We start from the raw sequence: 20,990 nt of genomic DNA, 5'->3' as shown, positions 1-20,990 counted from the left end.
TGTCGCGAGATCAGTTCGTAGAGGGTCTGCTCCAAAAACTGCGGGGCACCCCAGTCGACCAGGGTGCGGTGCTCCACGACGAACCACGTCGCGAGAACCGACAGCACAGGAGCCTGCTTCGCGGGGTCGATCGTGGCCTCCGCTCGCCGCGCCTCCAGACCCAGGGTGAGTACAACCGGAGCGGCCCGGCGAGGCGTTGAGTGGCAGTTTTACGCAGCCTGGCAGTTTCCGCCAAAGCCTCCTCTTGGGCAGGCCGAGGCCGGTGTCCGGCATGATGGACCGGTGGATTTCGAGCCGTACCGGGGTGAGCTGCTGGCGTTCTGCTACAGGATGCTGGGCTCGTTCCACGACGCCGAGGACGTGGTTCAAGAGACGTTGCTGCGTGCTTGGAAGGCCAGGGAGCGGTACGACCCGGCGCGCGCGTCGGTGCGGACATGGCTGTACCGGATCGCAACCAACGCGTGCCTGGCCGCGCTGGAAGGTCGCGGTCGGCGCCCGCTGCCATCCGGGCTGGGCGCGCCGAGGGATGATCCTGAGGCCCCGCTGGCGCCGGCGCTCGACGTCCCCTGGTTGGAGCCGTTTCCCGACGCGTGGTTCGACGTGCAGGCGCGGGCCGACCTGCGCCTCGCGTGGGTGGCGGCGGTGCAGGCCCTTCCGCCGCGGCAGCGCGCCGTGCTGGTGCTGCGGGAAGTGCTGGAGTTCACCGCGGCCGAGGTCGCCGAGCAGTTGGGGACCACGGTCGCGGCGGTCAACAGCGCGCTGCAACGCGCCCGTGCCGCCCTCGCGGGTGTGGGTGATCTCGATGCGGTGTGCGAGCCGGGCGATCCCGGGGTGCGGGCTGTGGTTCAGCGGTACGTGCGGGCGTTCGAGGCAGCCGACGTGCCCGCGCTGGTGCGGCTGCTGGCCGACGACGCGGTCCTGGAGATGCCGCCGGTTCCGCTGTGGTACCGGGGCAGAAGCGACTACGGCAGACGAGTACCGGCTGCTGACCTTCCCCACCGTCCTCGGCACCGGCGACCGGCTCTTTCCCGCAGGCGGCCCTCACGCGGAGCTGGAGTGCCTGTCGGCACAACAGGTCGGCGCCGCCGTCCTCACCCGCCACCGGAGGGCCGCCGGATGACCGCCCGTGCGGCGGCCAGCAGCGGCAGCGCGGTCAGCCGCACGCCGTCGCCGACGTTGGACACCGCCGACGACCACCACAACCGCCGGAAGTCGGGGCCGAGTCCGCTCATGGGCCGGTCGGCCCGTCGGCCCGCTCCAGCCGACCCCGGACGCTCAGCGGCCGGGAGCCGTTGACGCCGGTCAGGGACCAGCCGAGCGGCAGGTCGCGCCCGTCGAGCCAGATCGAAATGCTGCTCCTCGTCGTTGAGGACGACGTGGTACCGGCGGTCGTCCTCTTCGTCGGTCACGGGGATGCCGGTCCTCCTTCCGTGGCGGACGTCTGCCCGGGCGGCCCCGGGTCGATGTCGGCGATGAGTTTCGACGGGCTGCTCGGCGTGGTGGTGCGGTGAGGCCGTCGATGGGCGTGACACCGGTGCCGGGGACAAAGCGCTGGAGCGGGCGGGGCTTGTCGATTACCTGCAAAGCGGAGGCGGCCCGCACGCCGGCAGGCATGCGGGCCGCCCTTCGTCTGCTTCAGTCGATGCGTTCACCGAGCTTGGCCGACTTCGGTTCGGAGCCCTTGGTGTGCCACCACTCGAACAGGCGGATCCGGAACATCATCGCCGTGTACCGGACCAGGTCGTAAGGCGGGCTGCCGTTGAAGATGTTCTTCTCCGAGCTGTCGCCTTCCAGGCGTACCCGCCACCGCTGGCCGTAGGCGACCAGTTCGACGACGACCGTGAACGTGCGGCCGTGCTCCACGACGTCCAGCCCGGTCAGCTCAAGAACAGCACCGGAATCTTCAAGCCGTCCCATGAGGTGGGGAACGAGCAGGTCACGGACGCCTTCCGCGGATGGCATAGGGTCCTCTCCTAGCAGGCGGACGAGCTGCTTGCCCGGGGCGTCTGCGCGGTTTCCGCACTCGGCCACCCCGATGACCGCACCTGCACTCCTCACGCAGCAGCCCCAGCCCGAAGGCTTCCTCAGCGCGTTCCACGCCGTGAACGCCGGCGATGAGGGCGCGGCGGGCGAGTAGGCGGTCAGCAGCGGGCGCTGGTGGCCGATCACGGAGGCGGCCAGCCAAGCCCGTCAGCAACAGTCACCATCGCCTCCTTCCGTCGTACACCGTATCGAGGAGGCCAGGCGAGCACGCGACGAGAACCCGCACAGTGAACGCCAGTTGCGGCGTGCCCAGAGATTCGCGGACCGTACAAGGCTGGCGGCATCTCCAGGCGGCGTGATGATGTCGGCCCGCCCACGTCGTGAAGCGGAAGGCCTCCCTTCTTGCCGGGGTGCCGGGGGATGCCATGGTCATCCTGTGCGGCAGCTTCGGGGTGGGCATCTACTGTTTGTGTCATGGGGATAGACAACGGGGTGATGTCCGGCTACGCGCCGGGCAGCGGGCACGGCGGATCACTGCCAGCAGTGGCGTGGCAGGCGCCCATGGACGTCGAGCGCCGGTTGTTCGATGCGAAGATGCGTGGTGACTGGCCGGCGTACTTCGACGTCTTGGCCGGTGTGCACCTGTTCCACGCCATGCCCCGCGCCGAGGCGGACGCGAACCTGAACCGGATCAACTTCACCCCGTACTGGAACTCCTTTACCCGCACGGACTGCCTGGCGTTCTTCACCGAAGGCGTCCTTCCCGCGCCCGCGCCCGACCCCATCTACTACTCCATCACTCTCGGCGGCTGGCGACGAAGTGGCCAGGGCTCACGTACGGGCTGGCCATCAACCCCGGCACTCCCTGTGAGGCCTTCTTCCCGGCCACACCCCCACACCGGTCCGTGTGGCGACAGCATGCCAACAACAGTGAGGGCCCGTGCGGCGGCGACGCACTGCGCACCCTGTGGGTCGGGGGCCCGTTGCAGGGCCCCGTGGCGCACGGTCTGGCCTGCGGAGCCCTGCTGAGCGTGCACAGCGGCGCGCTGTGGAACGCCATGGCCTGGCACGGCGTGGGCTACCAGGACGAGCGGGAGCCGCTGCGCGACTGGTGGGACATCACCACCCGCCAGGAGTGGCTCGGCGCCCTCGAGCGCCTGCTGCGGGGTCACCTGGTCAGTTCTGTGTGGGAGTTCGTGCTGGAGGTGCGACAGTCACTGGCCCGCCAGTACGGCGGCCAGGTCGACACCGAACACTGGCGCGAGACCACCGAGAAGGTCATGCGGCACCAAGCGGCCGAAGGGAACGGCCTTGCCGGCGGCACCAGCCGACTGGAGGCGGAGATCCACCGCGTACAGCAGCTGATCGGCCGCATCGCACGCTACGAGGCCCGGTTCCGCGCCGACGGGATCCTCGCCGAAGGCGCGACCGTACGGTCGGTTCTGGCCTGGGACCTCGGCCGGGCGTCCAAGATGGCCTGCTGGGGTCTGGGAGCGCGATTCGGTGACATCACCGAGGCAGAACAAGCCGTCGTCCGTGCCGGCCGGGTCAGCCAGGTCACCTACACCTCGTGGGAGGACTTCGCAGCCGGGTTCATCCTCGGCCGCTGTCTCCACTTCGACGAAGAGAAGTTCGGACCCTGGTACGAGGACATGCTCAACGCCCACCGCATCCTCACCACCACCCCGGACAGCCCCTGGCACACCATCCCCTGGTCGTGAACCCGGCCTTCCCCCGCTGCGGGCGGGGCCGAGAACGGCCAACCGTCGCGCCGGGCGGCGGCGACGGGCGATGGATGCGGATTACGACGAGCTGGAGTTCGCGGAGGTCGACCTGGCAGGCAGAACGGGCGCGGGGCTCGCTTCTTGGAGTGCGCCCTCGCCCGGTGCACGCTGTATGAGACTCGCTACGCAGGGCACGGTTCATCGACTGCGTCCTGACAGGTCTACCGGGGGCTGGCACCGACCTTGCCGAGGCCTCGCTGCTCCTGCCCAATTGCTCGACCCTGCCCCGGCCTTCGCCGCGCAGCTAGACGTACGGGCGGAGGCAGTGTAGTAGCCGGGCGCCGAATGGGGTGAGCAGCGGAAGTGCGGGCGGTGCTCGTGCGGTGGGCACGATGGTGACCTGTCCTATGGGGCCATGGAAGCTGTGGTCTGGCACTTCGTCCCAGCCGTCGGTTGCCGGAGGACCGAGCTGCTCCTGGTAGGTCTCGGCAGTCACTGACACCAGGCCGATACTGACGCCGGTGAGGCTGGCGGGCCGTGCCGGTGCTCGCCTGGCGCGCGCTCGCGATCAGGCCGTCGATGCTCGGCACAGCCCTGACCGAGGTTTCGCGTCGCCTGGTCCAGTCGTCGATGAATGCGTTGATACCCCTGGTACTGTCGTTCGGTTCCTGGACAACTGCACGCTGGTGATGGGGGATTGAGTGGGTGTTGTCCTGCCGGGCTGGGCTGATGAGGTTCTGGATCTCATCGGTGTGAGCTGGCCGAACGTCGACGAGGACGACTACCGCGAGATGGCCACGGCCATGCGGGAGTTCGCCGATGACATCGACGACGGCGCCGCTCAGGCCCACAACGCGGTGCAGAGGCTGGTGTCCGCGAGCGGCGGGAGCCTCGCCACAGAGGCGCTGAACCAGCACTGGAGCAAGGTCAAAGGCACCCACCTGGCCAACCTCGCCGAGGCGGGTCGGCTGGCGGGCACCGCCATGGACGGCGTCGCCGTCCTCATCGAGGGCGCGAAGCTGGCAGCGATCGTCCAGCTGGGCATCCTCGCGGCCGAGGTCGTCGCCGCGCAGGCCGCCGCCCCCTTCACTCTGGGGCTGTCCGAGCTGGGGGCTTTGGGGGCGACGCAGGCTACCCGGATGATCGTGAAGAGGATCTTCAAGGAGGTGTGCGAGCAGGTCGCCTCCCACGTCATTGACGTGGCCATGGGCCCGGTCTACGAGGCGCTGGGGTCGATGACCGGTGACCTGGTGGTCCAGCTTGGTTCCAATGCGCTGGGCGTGCAGGAGGGGGTTGACCTGGGCCATACGGCCAAGGCGGGCAAGGACGCCTTCGGTGGAGGCGTCGCGAAGATGGAGCTGCTCAGCGCCGGTGGCAGCGGCGGTTCCGGTGGTGGGGCCAGCGGGGGTTCCACTTCGACCCGGACGAGTACGACGAGATCGACACGAAGCTGAACAGCGTTGGTGGTGGCATCCTCCGCGATCGGGCCGGCGGGAAGATCTCTCGGGCCAAGGGTCACCACGGGCGCACCCGCGGCAAGGACGCTATTGCTGATGCCGCCAATGCGATGCTCGACAAGGTCATCGACGGTATCGAGAAGCGCCAAGACCTCCGCGAAGCACCTCGACGACAACATGCGGCGCGGCCTGAAGCAGATGGCCAAGAACCACCGCGATAACGACGATAACCTTGCCAAGCACATCAAGGGGATCGGCGAGAATGAGGGCGGAGGCCCCAAGGGCCCCAACACCGCCGGTCTGTCCCTGAACTCCTCTGGCAAGGGCTCCAAGGGTGGTCGGCCGGGTAAGAAGGAACCCTCCCTCGCCGGCGCCGGCAAGGGCGGACAGCCTTCGGGGGGTAACAGGGGCTGCCAGACCGCTGGCGACCCGGTCGATGTGGTGTCAGGTCAGATGATCACGTCGGCCACGGATGTCGAGCTGGCGGGCCTGCTGCCCCTGGTGCTGCGGCGAGCGTATGCCTCCGGATACGTCGGCGGGCGGCTGCACGGTCCCGGCTGGTCGTCGACCATCGACCAGCGTGTGGAGATCGACGCAACGGGAATCCACTATGCCGGGGACGACGCGCAGATCCTGCACTACCCGCGGCCCGCTCGGCCGGGTCAGTCCGTCTATCCCCTGGCAGGGGCGCGCTGGCCGCTGACCTGGGATCAGGAAACAAGACACCATACGAATTGAGGACCCGGACCGGGGTTGGACGCGCCACTTTGCACGCTCAAGGGTCGAGCAGGAGCCGACCCGCGAGATACGCGCCATCACCGCGCTGTCGGACCGCAACGATCACCGCATCACCTTCGTGCACGACGATGCGGGCGTGCCCAACGAGGTGCGGCACAGCGGCGGGTATCGTATCGCGGTCGACACGACCGACACCGCGGCAGGCCTGCTGCGGATCAAGGGTCTGCGGCTGCTGGACGGCGCAGGGGACGGACGGGGCACCGGGGTCGTCGGCTACGAGTACGACTCGGAGGGCCGACTGGCCGGGATCGTCAACTCCTCCGGCCTGCCGTACGAATACGAGTACGACGACGCAGACCGGATCACCGCGTGGACTGACCGCAACGGTCAGAACTACGAGTACGTCTACGACGAGACGGGCCGGGTGACGCGCGGCGTTGGTGAGCAGGGATACCTGTCTTCCGTTTTCCACTACGACATGGCCGGGCGGGTGACGACAGTCACCGACAGCCTGGGGCATGCGACGGAGTACCACTACGACGAGCAGCAGCGCGTCTTCAAAGTTGTCGACCCACTCGGATACACCACGCTCACCGAGTACGACGGTTTCGGACGGGTCGTCTCGCGCACCGACGAGATCAACAGGACCACGCGGTTCGACCTCGACGATCACGGCGGCCCCGTGCGGATCACCGAGCCCGACGGCAGCGTCGTGGAACTGGAATACACCGAGCTGCGTCAACTGGCGTCCGTCAGGCGGGGAGGCATCCTGCTCTCCACGTTCGCCTACGACGCCAACGGCAACCTGCTCACCACCACCGACGCGGCCGGGGCTCAGACGTCGCGGCAGTACGACGCGCAGGGGCGCCTGGTGTCGGTCACTGATCCTCTGGGTCAGGCCCGGCGCATCCAGACCAATCCGGCCGGCCTGATCACCGAGGTGACCGATGGGCTTGGCCACACCGCTCGTGTGACGTACGACGCCTTCGGTCGCGTCGTGGCCTTTACCGACCCGCTGGGCGCGACCACTGGTCTCATCCGGCGGCCGGAAGGGGAGATCACCGAGCGGGTCCACGCCGACGGCAGCCGCGAGACGTGGAGCTACGACCCCGAAGGCAACGTCATAGAGCAGCGTGACCAGGTGGGGGCGGTCACTCGGTTTGAGATCGGCCCCTTCGGTCATCTGACGGGACGCGTCCTTCCGGACGGGGAGGAGCAGCGGTTCGAGTACGACACGGAGCTGAGGCTGCTCTCGGTCACCACCAACGGTGCGACCTGGCGGTACCGCTATGACGAGGCCGGGCACCTGGTCGGTGAGACGGACTTCAACGGCCGCATCCTCACCTACCGGCTCGACGGCGCCGACCAGCTGCTTCAGACCATTGACTCTGCCGGCCGCACCTCCACCTTCACCTACGACGAGCTCGGACAGCTGGTCGAGCGGCGGAACCACGACGGATCGGCGACCACCCTCACATACAGCCAGCTCGGTCAGCTGACCCGGGTCACGGGTCGGGAGAAGGTTCTGGAGTACACCCACGATGCCGTCGGCCGTGTCCTGAGCGAGTCCGTCGACGGGTGGACCACCTCCTACACCTACGACCTGCTCGGCCGCCGCACCAGCCGCACGACCCCGACCGGCATCGTCTCGAGCTGGACCTACGACGCCAACAACCAGCCCACCGGCCTCAGCGGAACCCTCGGCGCCCTGAGCTTCGCCTACGATGCGAGCGGCCGGGAGACCAGCCGCTACCTGGGCAGCGGCGCCGCGCTGACCCAGACCTGGGACGCCTGCAACCGGCTCACTGGTCAAGCGATCTGGCGCTTCGCCGCGACATCCGGCACCAAGGATGCCTACACCAGCGTGCAGGAGCGTACCTACGGCTACCGTGCCGACGGCATGCCGACCGCGGTGACGGACCGGCTGCGGGGTGACCGTGCGTTCGAGCTAACACCGGCCGGCCGGGTCACCCGCGTGACGGCCGAGTCCTGGAGCGAAAGCTACGCCTACGATCCGCTCGGCAACATCACCCATGCCCAGGACACCCGCCTGCCCGACAGCGCAACCGCAGGCGAACGCGCTTATGCCGGATCGCTGCTGCGCGCCGCGGGCCGCACCTCCTACGAGTACGACGACCAGGGCCGCTTGGTCCGCATGCTGGTGCGCACCCTGTCCGGGCAGCGCCGTGAGTGGCGGTACTCCTGGGACGCCGAGGACCAGCTGGTCAGGGTCGATACGCCACAGGCCGGTTCGTGGGTGTACGACTACGACCCGCTCGGCCGCCGCATCGCCAAACACCGCATCGAGCAGCGAGACGGCCAGGCCGCTGCCGTCGAGCAGGTTGTCTTCGCCTGGGACGGCGTGCAGCTGGTGGAGCAGTACAGCATGCTCCCCGACGGCACCCGTCGCGCTGTGGTCTGGGACTGGGAACCGGGCACCTGGAAGCCCCTCGCACAGACCGAGCGCATATGGCAGCCAGACGGCAACCAGGACCAGGTAGCCATTGACCAGCGGTTCTTCACTATCGTCTCCGATCTGGCCGACACACCAAGTGAACTGGTCGCCATGGATGGCCAGGTGGTCTGGTCCGCCGAGGCCGACCTGTGGGGGCGCCGCCTGCGGACCCACCACGGTGATGGGCGGGCCTGCCCGCTGGGGCGACCGGGCCAGTACCACGATGAGGAATCAGGGCTCGCATACAACTTTTTCCGCTACTACGACCCGGCCACCGGCCGCTACCTGAGCAGCGACCCCCTCGGCCTGAGCGCCGGCCCGAACCCGCACGCCTACGTTCCCAACCCGCTGTTCTGGATCGACCCGCTCGGACTGGCCAAGCAGCCCTCGGGAATGGGCGGTTGGTACAGCAAGCTCCAGCCGGCGAACTGGACCGACGGCAGTGACAACACCCGCTACGAGATCAACCACGTCCCGGCAAAAGCCACGTACCTGAAGCTCGGCCTGCCGACCGACCTAAAGGAATCCACCGGCCCTGCGATCCGGATGGAGTACGACGACCATCGCAACTTCGTCAGTACCGGCTCGGGACCTGGGCCTGACGCGTGGCGGGCGAAGCAGCAGAGCCTCATCAAGCAAGGCATGTTCGATGAGGCGATGAAAATGGACATCGACGAGATTCGCCGCGTTCACGGTACGAAGTACGACGCCGCCATCAAGGATATGGTCGACTCCCTACCGCACAACAGGAAGTTCCAGAAGTACCTCGCGGACAACGGCTGGAAGATCCGTACCTGCCTCCTACAATGACCGCCATGGACATCGAACTGGACCCGCCGAACGGCATCACCGGCTTCCCGCTGGGCATGCCAGCCGAAGCCGTAAAAACGGCGGCTGCGGAGCTGGGGCGGATCAAGGTTCAGGATGAGGGATCCGCCGACCAGTTTCACTATATGAAGGTGACCGCGCTGCACCCGCAGTTCGAGATCGTCTTCCACCTCGAGGATGGCAAGACCCTCACCTCCGCAGAGGTGTGGATCCCCCGCCCCGGCCCCGAGGAGATCAACGTCCGCTTCCGCGGCATCGATGTCTTCGGCACCCCCGCGCGGCAGCTGTTGCAGCGGCTGGAGGCAATGGACCTGACCGTCTTGGACGAGAACTACTATGCATACGTGCCCGGGCTCTCCCTCGGCTTCACCCGCGTCGCTGGACACGAGGTCCCGCTCGATACCGACGGCGAGCCGCTGCACTTCCAGGCTGTCCTGACAGGCCCGACGCACTACTACGACTACAAACTCGCAGAGGACTGAGGGTCGCCGACGAGCGTCCGCTGACGCCCCGCAGCGCACGGTTCCCATCAGGAGCAGCGACCGCGAAGCACAGTATCGAGCCCTGCGGTCCATTGGGGCAGTGCCCGCCGGTTAACAACCCGATCGGCACTGAATCCAAGGTTCGCACTCACAGTGGTGACGACCGTGCCGCAGCCCCCGCAGCGCGGTCCGTCAATCAGCGGAAGGCACCGAGGAACCCAAGGGCCTGGGTTCCTGGCCCTTCGTGTCGAAACCGCAGAGGCCGCTGCTGCCCGATCACTGCACATGCTGGATGGGCCAAGTACGGCTACTGTGCGTCGCATTCCCGGTACTTCTGGGGGCTGCGGCTGCACCTAATCCGTTGCTAACAGCCGTACCGGACGCACGACCGCCCGGGCGGGCTGTTCGAGCAGCGGGGCCGTGGCACCTGTCACGATCCGGGTGTGCAAGGCCTTCCCTTAGATCGGTGCGCGGCCCTGGTGCTCGTGGTAGTGGCGGTCGCGTGGGCGCCGGGCGGATGCCTTGGCTTGCACCGGGCTTCGAAGCCTCACACCAGAGCGGCGGTGCCCAGCGCCTTCGTGACCCGCCACTACCGACTGCTGTGCTCGCTCGTTGTGTTCGTGGTGCGAGCCCGCTACGCGGTGACCTCTCGTAGCGCCCGAGCCGTCTGAGCTCCCGTATAGACCGAGGCCCGTGGGGTGAGCTGGTGCCACGAACAGCTACTGAGGTGGCGGACCGGCCCTCGCGCTGAGTCCTGGGATTAGGTCGCTGCGTGGCCCGCATGAGCTCGTGACCAGCGCAAACTGTACCAAGGGGAGGAAGATTTTGATCTACTGCGGTATCGACTGGGCGGAACGCACGCACGACGTCGCCCTGGTCGACGACAACGGCCAGTTACTGGCCAAACGGCACATCACCGACGACGCTGTCGGCTACAAAATCCTGTTGGACCTGCTCGCCGAGTACGGCGACACCGAGGAGAACCCGATCCCGGTGGCGATCGAGACCTCGCGAGGACTGCTGGTGGCGGTGCTGCGGACCGGCAAGCGGCAGGTGTTCGCGATCAATCCGATGGCCGCCGCCCGCTATCGCGACCGGCACAGCGTCTCGCGCAAGAAGTCCGACCCGGGCGACGCCCTGGTCTTGGCGAACATCCTTCGCACCGACATGCACGCCCACCGGCCGCTACCAGCCGACAGCGACCTGGGCCGCGCTATCGCCGTTCTCGCTCGCGCTCAGCAGGACGCGACGTGGAACCGGCAGCAGATTTCCAACCAGCTCCGCTCGCTGCTGCGGGAGTACTACCCGGCCGCCCTGGCAGCGTCCGAGTCCTGGAGGAACGGCCTGTGCCGCCCGGAGGCCCACCAGCTCCTCAAGGCGGCACCGACGCCTGCGCGCGCCGCGCGGCTGACACGCACGCAGCTGCAGGCCGCGCTCAAGCGGGCCGGCCGCAAGCGTGGCATCGAGTCCGAGGCCGAGCGGCTCCGTGAGGTCTTCCGTGCCGACTGGGCCCATCAGCCGCCGCTGGTCGAGGAGGCGCTCGGCAAGCAGATGCTCGCGCTCTTGGTCCAGCTGGAGGCCGCCTGCACCGCCGCTGACGACCTCGCGAAGGCGGTCGAAGAGGCTTTCCCTCAGCACCCGGACGCTGAGATCATCCTCAGCTTCCCCGGCCTCGGCGTCCAGATCGGCGCCCGGGTGCTCGCCGAGGTCGGAGACGACCGCAATCGCTTCGCAGATGCCCGCGGTCTGAAGGCATACGCTGGCGCATCTCCCATCACCAGAGCCTCCGGCAAGAAGTCGAGCATCACCCGCCGGTGGGTGAAGAACGACCGGCTCAACCACGCCGGTTACCTCTGGGCGTTCTCCGCGATCACCGCCTCCCCCGGCGCCAAGGCGCACTACCGGCGGCGCCGTGACGACCACGGGGACTGGCACGCGGCCGCCCAGCGGAACCTCTTCAACCGCATGCTCGGCCAGCTCTATTACTGCCTCCAGCGACGCGAGTTGTTCGACGAACACACGGCCTTCCCAGGGGCACTCGCCGCCGTAGCTTGACGAGTTAGCGGCCTGAGGTGTCTGGTGTGCACGCTCGGCGGCCTGCCGATCCTGTTCGCGCTGACCGGCGCGAAGGCCGACGAGCGCGAGACACTGCGGGACATCTTCGGCCACATTGACGTCCTCATCACGCCTGCGGCGCCGACGGCCGCCGTACCCGACCAGACCAGCCTGCCTCTCCGGGAGCGGTACATCACCGTGGACGGTGAGCGGCGGCCCTACTGGGACCAGACCACCTGGCTCAACCTCGCCAGCCTCGTACACCTGCCAGCGGCCACCATTCCGGCCGGCCGCACCGCCGACGGCCTGCCACTGGGCCTCCAGCTCATCGGGCCCTACCTGTCCGACCTTACCGTCACCCACCTGGCCGACCTGCTGATGCACCATCTGGCCGGGTAAGGGCTGTGATGCAAGGGGAGACGGAGCTCATCGCCTCCCGCCTGTCTGCAGGGGCGGGTCTGCTTCGGCAGGGCGTTTCGCCAGAGAGAGTCGCGAGCTAGCGACTCACAGGGAGTTACCGTCGGGGTGGTGGTGGATCCAGGACAGGCCTCCGAGGTCGAGGCGGGTGCGGTACGGGTGACTGCGACGTAGGCCAGGCGGGCCTCGGCGTCATCGATGGGGCCGGGCAGGGGGTGGCCGTTCTCGTCTTCGTCGTCGCGATCTTTCGGCGGGGTGAAGTCGTCGGCGATTTTCACGTTCGGCCATTCGCGGCCTTGGCCTTGTGGGCGGTTGAGACCGTTACCTCGGCTTGGTCTTCGTGGTGGAGCTGGTCGACTGCGGTGAGGATGACGTCGGCTCCGTGGCGGTCGACCAGGTCGACCAGTGGTATGAGGTCGTGTCCTGCCGGGTCGTGTTCGCCATAGTCCTGCAGGTCGCCCCAGGACTGGAAGAGCACCAGCTCGGTGTGGAAGGTGCGGCGGCCGCCTTTGAGTTCATCGGCCGCGAGAGCGAGCGCGCGCAGGCTCTCCCCTCCCCCGACCAGGGCGACGCGGTGGCCGGTTTCGAGGAGTTTCATGACCTCTGCCATGGCGCCGACGTTGGTGCGGCACAGCACGGCGTCGGGGTGGTCGACCGTGCCGAGTTCGGTGGGAATCGACTCGGTCCCCTCCAGGCGGATCGGGGCGTCGGCGATCGCCAGCCACCGGTTGGCCTCCGCGGCGAGGCGGGGGCCGAAGCGGAAGGATTTCGACAGGGTCAGGGGTTTTCCGTCGAAGCCGGTCATCACGTCGCGAGCACCGCGCCAGTGGTAGATGGCCTGTGCGGAGTCGCCGACCATCACCAGTTGGGCGTGGGCGCGTTGGGCGTTGAAGATCTGTTCGACGACGGGGTTGGTGTCTTGGGCTTCGTCGAGGAGGAGGAAGTCGGCTTCGATCTTCGGTTCGGACAGGGCCCACATCTTCAGGTAGTGGTCGTGGTCGAAGCGGACGACGCCGTGGTCGGTGTGCTGTAGGTCGGCCCACGCTTTGCGGGCGAACGGCAAGATGATTTTGGCGAGTTGGGTGTGCAGGTGCTGGTCTTCGATGCCACGTAGCCGTGGGATGTGGTGGCGGCTGATGACGGGGTCGGCGCAGTGGCAGAAGCGGGTAACGGTGCGCAGGATGGTGTAGGACAGGGCTTTGGGCGAGACGTCGCGGTCGCCGATACGGACGGGTTTGGTGATGCCCAGGGCCTGGCCGGTCTTCCAGCCGGGCTGGCGGGGGCCGTTCAGACGCGTGAGGTAGCGGTGGCCGAGGGCTGTCCCGTAACTGCTGGCAACGGGTGAGATGATCTCGCCGTGCGGTCTGGGGTCGTGCTCACATCCGTTCGGGTGCCGAGACCCCGAGCAGCCGCAGCCCGTTGCGCAGCACCAGCCTGCTGGCCTCCGTCAGCCACAGCCGGGCCCGGGCGCGGGCGTCCGGCTCCTCACCCGCCCGCGGCAGGACGCGGCAGGCGTCGTAGAAACGGTGGTACGTGCCGGCGAGCGCCTCCAGGTAGTGCGCCACCCGGTGCGGCTCGCGCAGCGTGGCGGCAGTGGCCACAACCTGCGGGAACTCGGCCAGCATGATTAGCAGGTCGGCCTCCCGCTCGTGGGTGAGCAGGGAGGGGTCGAAGTCCTCCGGCGCGCCCTTCCCGATCCCGGCTTCCTCCGCCCTGCGCTGCACGGAACACGGCCGCGTGTGCGCGTACTGGACGTAGTACACGGGGTTGTCGTTCGACTGCCGGGTCAGCAGGTCGATGTCGAGGTCGATCACCGCGTCCACGCTGGCCCGAGCGAGTGCGTACCGCGCGGCGTCTACGCCGACCGCCTCGACCAGGTCGTCCAGGGTGAGGACCGTGCCCGCCCGCTTGCTCATCCGGACCGGCTGCCCGTCCTTGACCAGGTTGACCAGCTGGCCGATCAGGATCTCCAGGTGCGTGTCCGGGTCGTCACCGAAGCAGGCCGCCATGGCCCGCATCCGGCCCACATATCCCGCGTGGTCGGCGCCGAGCATGATGACGACCCGTTCGAAGCCCCGGGACCGCTTGTTGAGGTAGTACGCGCAGTCCGCGGTGAAGTACGTCCAGGAACCGTCGCTCTTCACCAGGACCCGGTCCTTGTCGTCGCCGAATTCCGTGGTGCGCAGCCAGACCGCGCCCTCGTCCTCGAAGACGTGACCGCCCTCCCGCAGGCGGCCGACAGCGGCGTCCAGGCCTCCCTGGTCGTGCAGGTCCTTCTCGTTGAAGTAGACATCGAAGCGGGTACCGAACGCGGCGAGCGACGTCTTGATCTCGTCGAACATCAGCGCCGTGCCCTCCGTCCGGAAGGCGGCGAGGGCCTCGGACTGCGGCAGCTCCAGGGCCCCGGGCTGCCCACGCAGCACCGCGGCGGCGATCTCCTCGATGTACGCGCCGCTGTAGCCGTCCTCGGGCACCGGCGAGCCCTGCGCCGCGGCGAGCAGCGAGCGGGCGAACCGGTCGATCTGCACGCTGGCATCATTGAAGTAGTACTCCCGCGACACCTCTGCACCCGCGGCCTCGAGCAGCCGGGCAAGCACGTCGCCCACGACCGCCCACCGGGCCCCGCCGATGTGTACCGGCCCGGTGGGGTTCGCCGAGACGAACTCCACATTGAGCCGAAGGCCGCCGAGCCGGTCCGTGCGGCCATAGGCGTCACCGGCCAGGACGATGTCGCGCGCCAGGGCGCCGATCGCCGCGCTCTCCAGCGTAATGTTCAGGAATCCGGGGCCCGCGACCTCGGCCTTCGCGACTCCGTCGGCAGCGCCCACCAGCGGGGCCAGCACCTCGGCGACGGTGCGGGCGGGCAGGCCCGCGGACCTGGCGAGCTGCATGGCGACTTGGTCGAGTAGTCGCCATGGCTGCGGTGGCGGGGGCGCTCGACGCGGATCTCCTGCGGCGCCTCTCCCGAGATACGTCCGGACTGGATGGCCTGGTGTACGCCGCCGGAAATGACGACCGCGAGATCTGTGGAGTCACGGCGGCGACGGTACCGGGACGGACGCCGCCGGAGACACCGAATATTCGGGCGGTCCGCTATCCCTGCCGGACGAAGCCTGGTGTGTGGAGCTGAGCGAGGTCGTCCCGGTGCCCGGCCGCGTGGGCTGCGATTCCCAGCGCAGCAACGCAGCTGCCTGGAACTGCCTTCCTGGTGGCGGTGATACCCGACGAGGTCCGGACCTGAAGTCGACCGTCCACATCCACAGCCACGACGAGCACGTCATCCCTACGAGACCATGCGCGGGTTCATGGAGGGCGCGCGTGGACGTACGCCCGGCAAGCCGGACCTGGGACTCCTGAGGACACGGGCCTGGGCGCGGATCTTGGTATCGCCCCACGACCCGCTGCACGGGTCAGTGCGCTTCGTTGTATTTCTCGATGACACCCCTGGGGACACGCCCGTAGGGGCTGACCTGTGCCTCCCCTCGTAGCGTGGAGACCCGATCTGGAGAGATGGTTGGGTCGTGGGAGTCAAGAGGCGCAGCTTTGACCCGGAGTTCCGGGCGGGGGCTGTGCGCATCGTGAGGGAGACCGGTAAGCCGGTCGCTGAGGTGGCGCGGGATCTGAGGATCAACGCGTACACGCTGCACAACTGGGCGAAGGTCGACCGGGAGTCCGGCGGCCAGGAGCCGGGTGGTGGGCTTAGCGAGCCGAAGTACGAGGAGAATGGGCCCGAATCCCACGGGCCCATGTGCCGGACGAGGGCACAGGGAATGGATCACACGATGGTGGCCACTAATGAAGCGTTCATGTCAGGGGCAAGCTCAAGTACCCAGAAATATTGCCACTTTGGGATGGCATTGCGCCGATATCTCCCCGATTTCTGCCGTTGAGTGGTACTCAACCTCACCGTCGCAGGATCGGTGTGTGGACTATGAGCCTGTCGAGGCAAGGGCGCCCTGGCTGACGCCGCCCCGGCAGGCACGGCCCTGAGGCGCTCATGTGCGGGTGAAGTCCGGCTGGGCGAGGCCGCCGACCCGGGTGGGACGGCCGAGCAGGGCCACCTCGCGGAACTGCCACAGCAGCGCGCCCGTCGGTGCGTGGATCACCATCCCCCGGCGCAGCGGCATCTGCAGCAGTGACCGGCCGTCGGAGCCGGTGTGCCAGCGGGGCAGGTCCTGCTCCGTGAGCCGGCGCAGCGGGATGGGGTGTAGCGAGTGCACCTCGTGCGGGTCGCGGGCAGGGCGTACGGGCGCCCGGGGGATGACGACCACCGGCGTGATGACAAAGCCGGAGTCGGTGACGAAGTCGTCGAGTTGGCCCGCCACATCCGCCGGACCGGCCGAGATCCCCGTCTCTTCGGCCAGTTCGCGCAGTGCCGCCTGCACCGGAGTCTCCGCGCCGTCCAATCGTCCGCCGGGCAGGGCCCACTGTCCGGCGTTCCGGCCCCGGGCGACCCGTTTGATCAACATGACATGGGGCTCGCCGCGGTGGCTGAACAGGGTGAGGCAGACACCGGCGCGCCGGGCGTCCGGTGGGACCGTGGCCTCGCGTCGTTCGAACGCCGCGAGGTTGGTCCGCACGCGCGTCTTGACCTCGGCGAACTCGCCGTCACCGGCGGCGGGATCCATGATCCCCTGCCCCCGCGGCGCTCTGTCCCCGTCCCCCCGCCCTCCAAAGGGAGCGGGTGGACGGAGGAAAGCGGCCGACTGGGCCGCTGCGTCAGGCGTCGTCAGTGTCATGGGATCCGGCTTTCCGCGAGGAGTTCGCGTTCGATGAAGTCCAGCAGGACGCTGCGCATCCGTTCGGCCGTCACTCCCGGCGCCCCCGTCAGCACCTGGATGGCCAAGCCGTCGGTGAGCGCGGTGAGGCCCAGGGCGAGCTGCTCGGCGTCCGCGTCCGCCCGGAACTGTCCCTGCCGCTGCCCCCGGCGGACGATCCGAACCACGGTCTCCCGCCAGCGGGTGTAGAAGTCATTGTGGATCGGGCGCAGTTCGGGGCGCAACGCCGTCTCGGCCCAGAACTGCAGCCAGACCAGCCACTCGTCCCGGACCCGGCCCGGCGTTGGCAGCTGCATGTCGATGAGCTTCAGCAGTCGCTCGTAGGCGCTGTCCACGGTCCTGAGCTCGACGCTCTGCCGCTCGAAGGCGCAGGTGACGCAGTGCAGCAGCGCCGCGCTCAACACGTCCTGCTTGGTGGGGAAGTAGTAGTGCACGGCACCGCTGCTGGTGCCGCAGGCGCGGGCGATGTCGGCGATCCGTACGGCGTGGTAGCCCTGCTCGGAGATCAGTTTCCAGGCCGCCTCGAGGAACTCGGTACGGCGCCGGTCGTCGCCTGTCCGTTCGGAGTCGGCGGCTGCTCGTGCCGGTTCGGCCTGCTGCTGCTCGGCCGCGGGGACCGGTCCCGTGCCCCGGCCGTGCACCAGCCAGTCGACGCTCACTCCGCCCGCCGCGGCCACGGCTGACAGCTCGTCCGCGGTGAAGCGGCGGTTCCCCTGGAGCGACTTGGAGAGCTTGGTCGGCTCGAGGCCGATCCGTGCGGCGAACTCACGTTGGGTGTCCGCGACTGTGTCGATCACGCGGCGCACGCGCTGCGCTGTCTCGTCCATGCTGCCGCACCGTAGCGCCTGCGTTGCTTAAATCGCAATACCCCAGGTGTGCGCGGTGTCCCTCCAACACCCCTGCATCTCGCTGAACTTCCCAGGTTGCGCATCTATTGACAGCACCTTCGAGGTCGCCCCACAGTGATGGCAATTCCCAACCGACGCATCAGTCAGCCGATGCGGCGCCCGGGATCAACAGGGCCATGTCGTGCCTGAATTTCCGCATTTCCGCAGCCCCGGAATGCCCCAATGCCCGCATGGCCTGATTCCGGGACGCCCGGCACAGAAAGAGAGCACCGTGGGGACGACACCACTGCGCCCTGACGTGCACGACGGCAAGGTCGTGCTGGTCACGGGTGGAGGCACCGGCATCGGCCGGGCCGTTGCCAGGGACTTCGCCGCCTGCGGGGCGCGCGTCGTCGTCTGCGGCCGCCGCCCTGGCCCCCTGGAAGACGTACGCGCCGAGATCCAGGCTCCAGGCGGCACCTGCCTGGCCGTACCGGCGAACATCCGCGAGGAGGGCGCGGTCACGCACATCGTGGACGCCGCCCTCGAGGCGTTCGGCCGCATCGATGTGCTCGTCAACAACGCCGGCGGCCAGTTCACCGCCCCCGCCGAGGAGATCACTTCCAAGGGCTGGCGTGCGGTGCACGACCTCGCCGTCGACGCCGGCTGGGCCATGACCCGCGAGGTCGCCGTCCGCTCGATGATTCCCAACCGCTCCGGATCCATATTCTTCATCGCCTTTTCCCCGCGGCGCGGCATCCCGGGCATGGTGCACGCCACCTCCGCCCGCGCCGCCCTGGAGAACCTCGCCGCCGGACTGTCCCTGGAGTGGAGCCGTTACGGCATCCGCACCGTCTGCGTCGCCCCCGGCACCATCGCCACCGAGGGGATGGAGGCGGCGTACTGCGAGGACGACCGCCGCCGCTGGGAGCAGGCCGTACCGCTCGGCCGGCTCGGCCGCCCCGAGGAGGTCTCCGGGCTGCTGTCCTTCCTCGCCTCGCCCGGCGGCTCGTACATCACCGGCACGACGATCGTCGTCGACGGCGGCGCCGACGCCTGGGGCTCCGGACACCCGGTCCCGGCCCTGGAGAACCCGAAGGACCTGACAGACGTGGACGGCCTGGAGGTGGCCCCGTGACCCTCACGCTCCCCGCCGGCGAGGCTGCGCCCGCTGCCACCGTTCGCGATCTCTCCGCACTCTTCGACCCCGCCTCCGTCGCCGTCATCGGCGCCAGCAACGACCAGACCAAGTACGGCAACTGGATCGCCGTCCAGGCCCTGCGCAGCGATCACCAGCGCCCCGTCCACCTGGTCAACCGGCGCGGCGAGCCGGTACTCGGCCGCGCCGTCCACCGCCGCGCCGCCGACGCGCCGGGCGGCGTCGACCTCGCCGTCATCGCCGTCCCCGCCGCCGGATTCGCGGACGCCGTGGACGACGCACTGACCGCCGGCGCCCGCGCCATCGTCGGCATCACCGCCGGCTTCGCCGAACTCGGCGAGGAGGGCCGGCAGCGCGAGGCCGCGCTCGCCGAGCGCATCCGGCAGGCCGGCGCCGTCCTGCTCGGCCCCAACTGCCTCGGTGTCCTCGACACCACCAGCGGGCTGCGGCTGGCGTCCAACGACATGCCCGCGGGCACCGTCGGATTCATCTCCCAGAGCGGCAACATGGCCCTCGAGCTCAGCCGCCGACTGGAGCGGGACGGCCTCGGCTTCTCCCGGTTCGCCTCCCTCGGCAACCAGGCCGACCTCACCGCCGCGGACCTCATCCGCAGTTACACCGCGCACGACGGCACCGAGCTGATAGCCCTGTACTGCGAGGACTTCGGCGACGGCCGCGCCTTCGCCGACGCCGCGGCCGACGCCGTACGGGCCGGTAAGCCGGTCCTGCTGCTCACGGTCGGCGCCGGGCAGGCGTCGATGCGCGGCGCCCGCTCCCACACCGGGGCGCTGACCAGCGACTCCGCGGTCATCGACGCCGCCTGCCGGGCCGCCGGCGTGGACCGCGTCACGACCGTCGCCGAACTCGCCCATCTGGTGGGCGCACTGCACCGCAACCGCCGCGGCGGCGGCCGGCGCGTCGCCGTCATCGCCGACGGCGGCGGCCACGCCTCGCTCGCGAGCGACGTCGCAGAGGCGCACGGGCTGCTGGTCCCGGAGTTCGGCGCCGACCTCACCGCCGCTCTGGCCGCCGAACTCCCGCCCTCCGCGGGCACCGCCAACCCGGTCGACCTCGCCGGGGCGGGGGAGCAGGACATCACCTCCTTCGGCCGGGTGCTCGACCTGGCACTGGGCGCCGACGAGGTCGACGCCGTCCTCGTCAGCGGCTACTTCGGCGGCTACGGCGGCTACGGCGAAGCGCTCGCGGACGCGGAGGCCGTCACCGCCCGGGTCATGGCCGAGCACATCCGCGCCCACGGCAAACCGGTCGCCGTACACACCATGTACGCCGACCGGCCCGCCGCCAGGGAACTGCACGACCAGGGCGTCAGCGTCTTCGGCTCCGTGGAGCACGCCGCCCAGGTCCTCGGCCGGATCGCCGACCGCGCCGAGCGGCCCGCCCCGCACGTCCCGGCGCTGCCGCAGCCCGCCCCGCCCGCCGTCGCCGACGACTACTGGACCGCCCGCGAACTCCTGCGCAACGGCGGCCTCGCCTTCCCCGCCGCCCACCTGGTCCGTACGGAGGACGAGGCCGCCGAGGCGGCCGCCGAGATCGGCGGGCCCGTCGTCCTCAAGGCCATGGGACTGCTGCACAAGTCCGACGCCGGCGGCGTCGCCCTCGGCCTCGCCGACGAGACCGCGGTACGGGCCGCGCACGCCGACATGGCGCGCCGCCTCGCCCCGCCCGGCTACTGCGTCGAGGCCATGGCCGACACGGCCGACGGCGTCGAACTCATCGTCGGCGTACGGCGCGACCCCCGCTTCGGCCCGGTGGCGCTCGTCGGCCTCGGCGGCATCTTCACCGAGGTACTGCGCGACATCCGGCTCGCGCTGGCCCCGGTGACCGCCGCCGAGGCGGAGGCATTGCTGGCCCGTCTGACCGCCGCGCCCCTGCTGCGCGGTGTACGCGGCCGGCCCGCCGTCGATCTGGCCGCCGCGGCACGGGCCGTCGAGGCCGTCACCGCGGTCGCCGCAGCACACCCCGAGATCGCCGAGCTGGAGGTCAACCCCCTGCTCGCCACCCCGAACGGCTGCCTGGGCCTGGACGCCCGCATCGTCCTCGGCTCCTGACCCGAGGCCCTGGACGGC

Annotated in this window: 15 protein-coding genes and 3 pseudogenes; 13 read left to right on the top strand and 5 right to left on the bottom strand. The window is 69.3% G+C overall.

Translation table 11 applies throughout. The features are described 5' to 3' along the window. Positions 1–282: 282 nt before the first annotated feature. Together ACY34J_RS23635 and ACY34J_RS23630 are read left to right on the top strand one after the other, a co-directional pair. Entirely contained in the window at positions 283–1,296 is a 1,014-nt protein-coding gene (locus tag ACY34J_RS23635; protein ID WP_462728616.1) for an RNA polymerase subunit sigma-70, read from the top strand. A gap of 53 nt (positions 1,297–1,349) precedes the next feature. Further along, complete coding sequence (locus tag ACY34J_RS23630) at positions 1,350–1,511, top strand: hypothetical protein (RefSeq protein ID WP_462728615.1); 162 nt, start codon at positions 1,350–1,352, stop codon at positions 1,509–1,511. Between the two features lie 124 nt (positions 1,512–1,635). Here the strand turns inward: ACY34J_RS23630 and ACY34J_RS23625 are convergent, their stop codons facing one another. After that, the gene (locus ACY34J_RS23625) at positions 1,636–1,962 is read right to left on the bottom strand and encodes a hypothetical protein (RefSeq protein WP_462728614.1); all 327 of its coding nucleotides are present in this window, start codon (positions 1,960–1,962) and stop codon (positions 1,636–1,638) included. Between the two features lie 926 nt (positions 1,963–2,888). On the opposite strand from ACY34J_RS23625, the gene ACY34J_RS23620 reads away from it, so the two are divergent. From ACY34J_RS23620 to ACY34J_RS23585, 8 genes and pseudogenes are all read left to right on the top strand, one after another. Continuing rightward, a complete protein-coding gene (locus ACY34J_RS23620) occupies positions 2,889–3,704 on the top strand; it encodes a DUF1266 domain-containing protein (protein ID WP_462728613.1) in 816 nt (271 codons plus the stop codon). 70 nt (positions 3,705–3,774) lie between these two features. Further along, positions 3,775–3,967: pseudogene (locus ACY34J_RS23615) on the top strand (pentapeptide repeat-containing protein); the annotation flags it as partial. Positions 3,968–4,408: 441 nt separating this feature from the next. Beyond that, positions 4,409–5,161 (top strand): WXG100-like domain-containing protein, encoded by a 753-nt coding sequence (locus ACY34J_RS23610; RefSeq protein WP_462728612.1) that lies wholly within the window; start codon positions 4,409–4,411, stop codon positions 5,159–5,161. Between the two features lie 99 nt (positions 5,162–5,260). Continuing rightward, positions 5,261–5,902 carry a DUF6531 domain-containing protein gene (locus ACY34J_RS23605; RefSeq protein WP_462728611.1) on the top strand — a complete coding sequence of 214 codons (642 nt, stop codon included), beginning with the start codon at positions 5,261–5,263 and terminating at the stop codon, positions 5,900–5,902. Positions 5,903–6,038: 136 nt separating this feature from the next. Continuing rightward, complete coding sequence (locus tag ACY34J_RS23600; protein WP_462728610.1) at positions 6,039–9,167, top strand: RHS repeat-associated core domain-containing protein; 3,129 nt, start codon at positions 6,039–6,041, stop codon at positions 9,165–9,167. Positions 9,168–9,172: 5 nt separating this feature from the next. Continuing rightward, positions 9,173–9,667 (top strand): hypothetical protein, encoded by a 495-nt coding sequence (locus ACY34J_RS23595; RefSeq protein ID WP_462728609.1) that lies wholly within the window; start codon positions 9,173–9,175, stop codon positions 9,665–9,667. Positions 9,668–10,492: 825 nt separating this feature from the next. After that, the gene (locus tag ACY34J_RS23590; protein WP_462728620.1) at positions 10,493–11,722 is read left to right on the top strand and encodes an IS110 family RNA-guided transposase; all 1,230 of its coding nucleotides are present in this window, start codon (positions 10,493–10,495) and stop codon (positions 11,720–11,722) included. Positions 11,723–11,731: 9 nt separating this feature from the next. Then, positions 11,732–12,121: pseudogene (locus tag ACY34J_RS23585) on the top strand (amidase family protein); the annotation flags it as partial. A gap of 105 nt (positions 12,122–12,226) precedes the next feature. On the opposite strand, the pseudogene ACY34J_RS23580 reads toward ACY34J_RS23585, so the two are convergent. Together ACY34J_RS23580 and argS are read right to left on the bottom strand one after the other, a co-directional pair. Then, positions 12,227–13,457 (bottom strand): annotated as a pseudogene (locus ACY34J_RS23580) (UvrD-helicase domain-containing protein); the annotation flags it as partial. Between the two features lie 58 nt (positions 13,458–13,515). Further along, positions 13,516–15,030: an arginine--tRNA ligase gene (argS, locus tag ACY34J_RS23575; RefSeq protein WP_462728608.1), complete on the bottom strand. Its 1,515-nt coding sequence runs from the start codon at positions 15,028–15,030 to the stop codon at positions 13,516–13,518. Positions 15,031–15,660: 630 nt separating this feature from the next. Between argS and ACY34J_RS23570 the strand changes: the two genes are divergently transcribed. Then, on the top strand, positions 15,661–16,029 hold the full coding sequence (locus tag ACY34J_RS23570; protein WP_462728607.1) for a transposase: 369 nt from the start codon (positions 15,661–15,663) through the stop codon (positions 16,027–16,029). Positions 16,030–16,134: 105 nt separating this feature from the next. Here ACY34J_RS23570 and ACY34J_RS23565 read toward each other — a convergent pair whose 3' ends face one another. Then, positions 16,135–16,767, bottom strand: a complete 633-nt coding sequence (locus ACY34J_RS23565) for an NUDIX hydrolase (protein WP_462728606.1) — start codon at positions 16,765–16,767, stop codon at positions 16,135–16,137. Between the two features lie 107 nt (positions 16,768–16,874). Further along, a complete protein-coding gene (locus ACY34J_RS23560; protein WP_462728605.1) occupies positions 16,875–17,744 on the bottom strand; it encodes a TetR family transcriptional regulator C-terminal domain-containing protein in 870 nt (289 codons plus the stop codon). A gap of 292 nt (positions 17,745–18,036) precedes the next feature. Between ACY34J_RS23560 and ACY34J_RS23555 the strand changes: the two genes are divergently transcribed. Both ACY34J_RS23555 and ACY34J_RS23550 read left to right on the top strand, forming a co-directional pair. Further along, positions 18,037–18,882 (top strand): SDR family NAD(P)-dependent oxidoreductase, encoded by an 846-nt coding sequence (locus ACY34J_RS23555; protein WP_462728604.1) that lies wholly within the window; start codon positions 18,037–18,039, stop codon positions 18,880–18,882. After that, entirely contained in the window at positions 18,879–20,972 is a 2,094-nt protein-coding gene (locus ACY34J_RS23550) for an acetate--CoA ligase family protein (RefSeq protein WP_462728603.1), read from the top strand. The genes ACY34J_RS23555 and ACY34J_RS23550 overlap by 4 nt, the downstream gene beginning before the upstream one ends. Positions 20,973–20,990: the final 18 nt, after the last annotated feature.

The sequence above is a fragment of the Streptomyces sp. HSS9-12 genome (genome assembly GCF_054963655.1).
The sequence above is the reverse complement of the archived record's forward strand: the minus strand, read 5'-3'. Positions and strand labels throughout refer to the sequence as shown.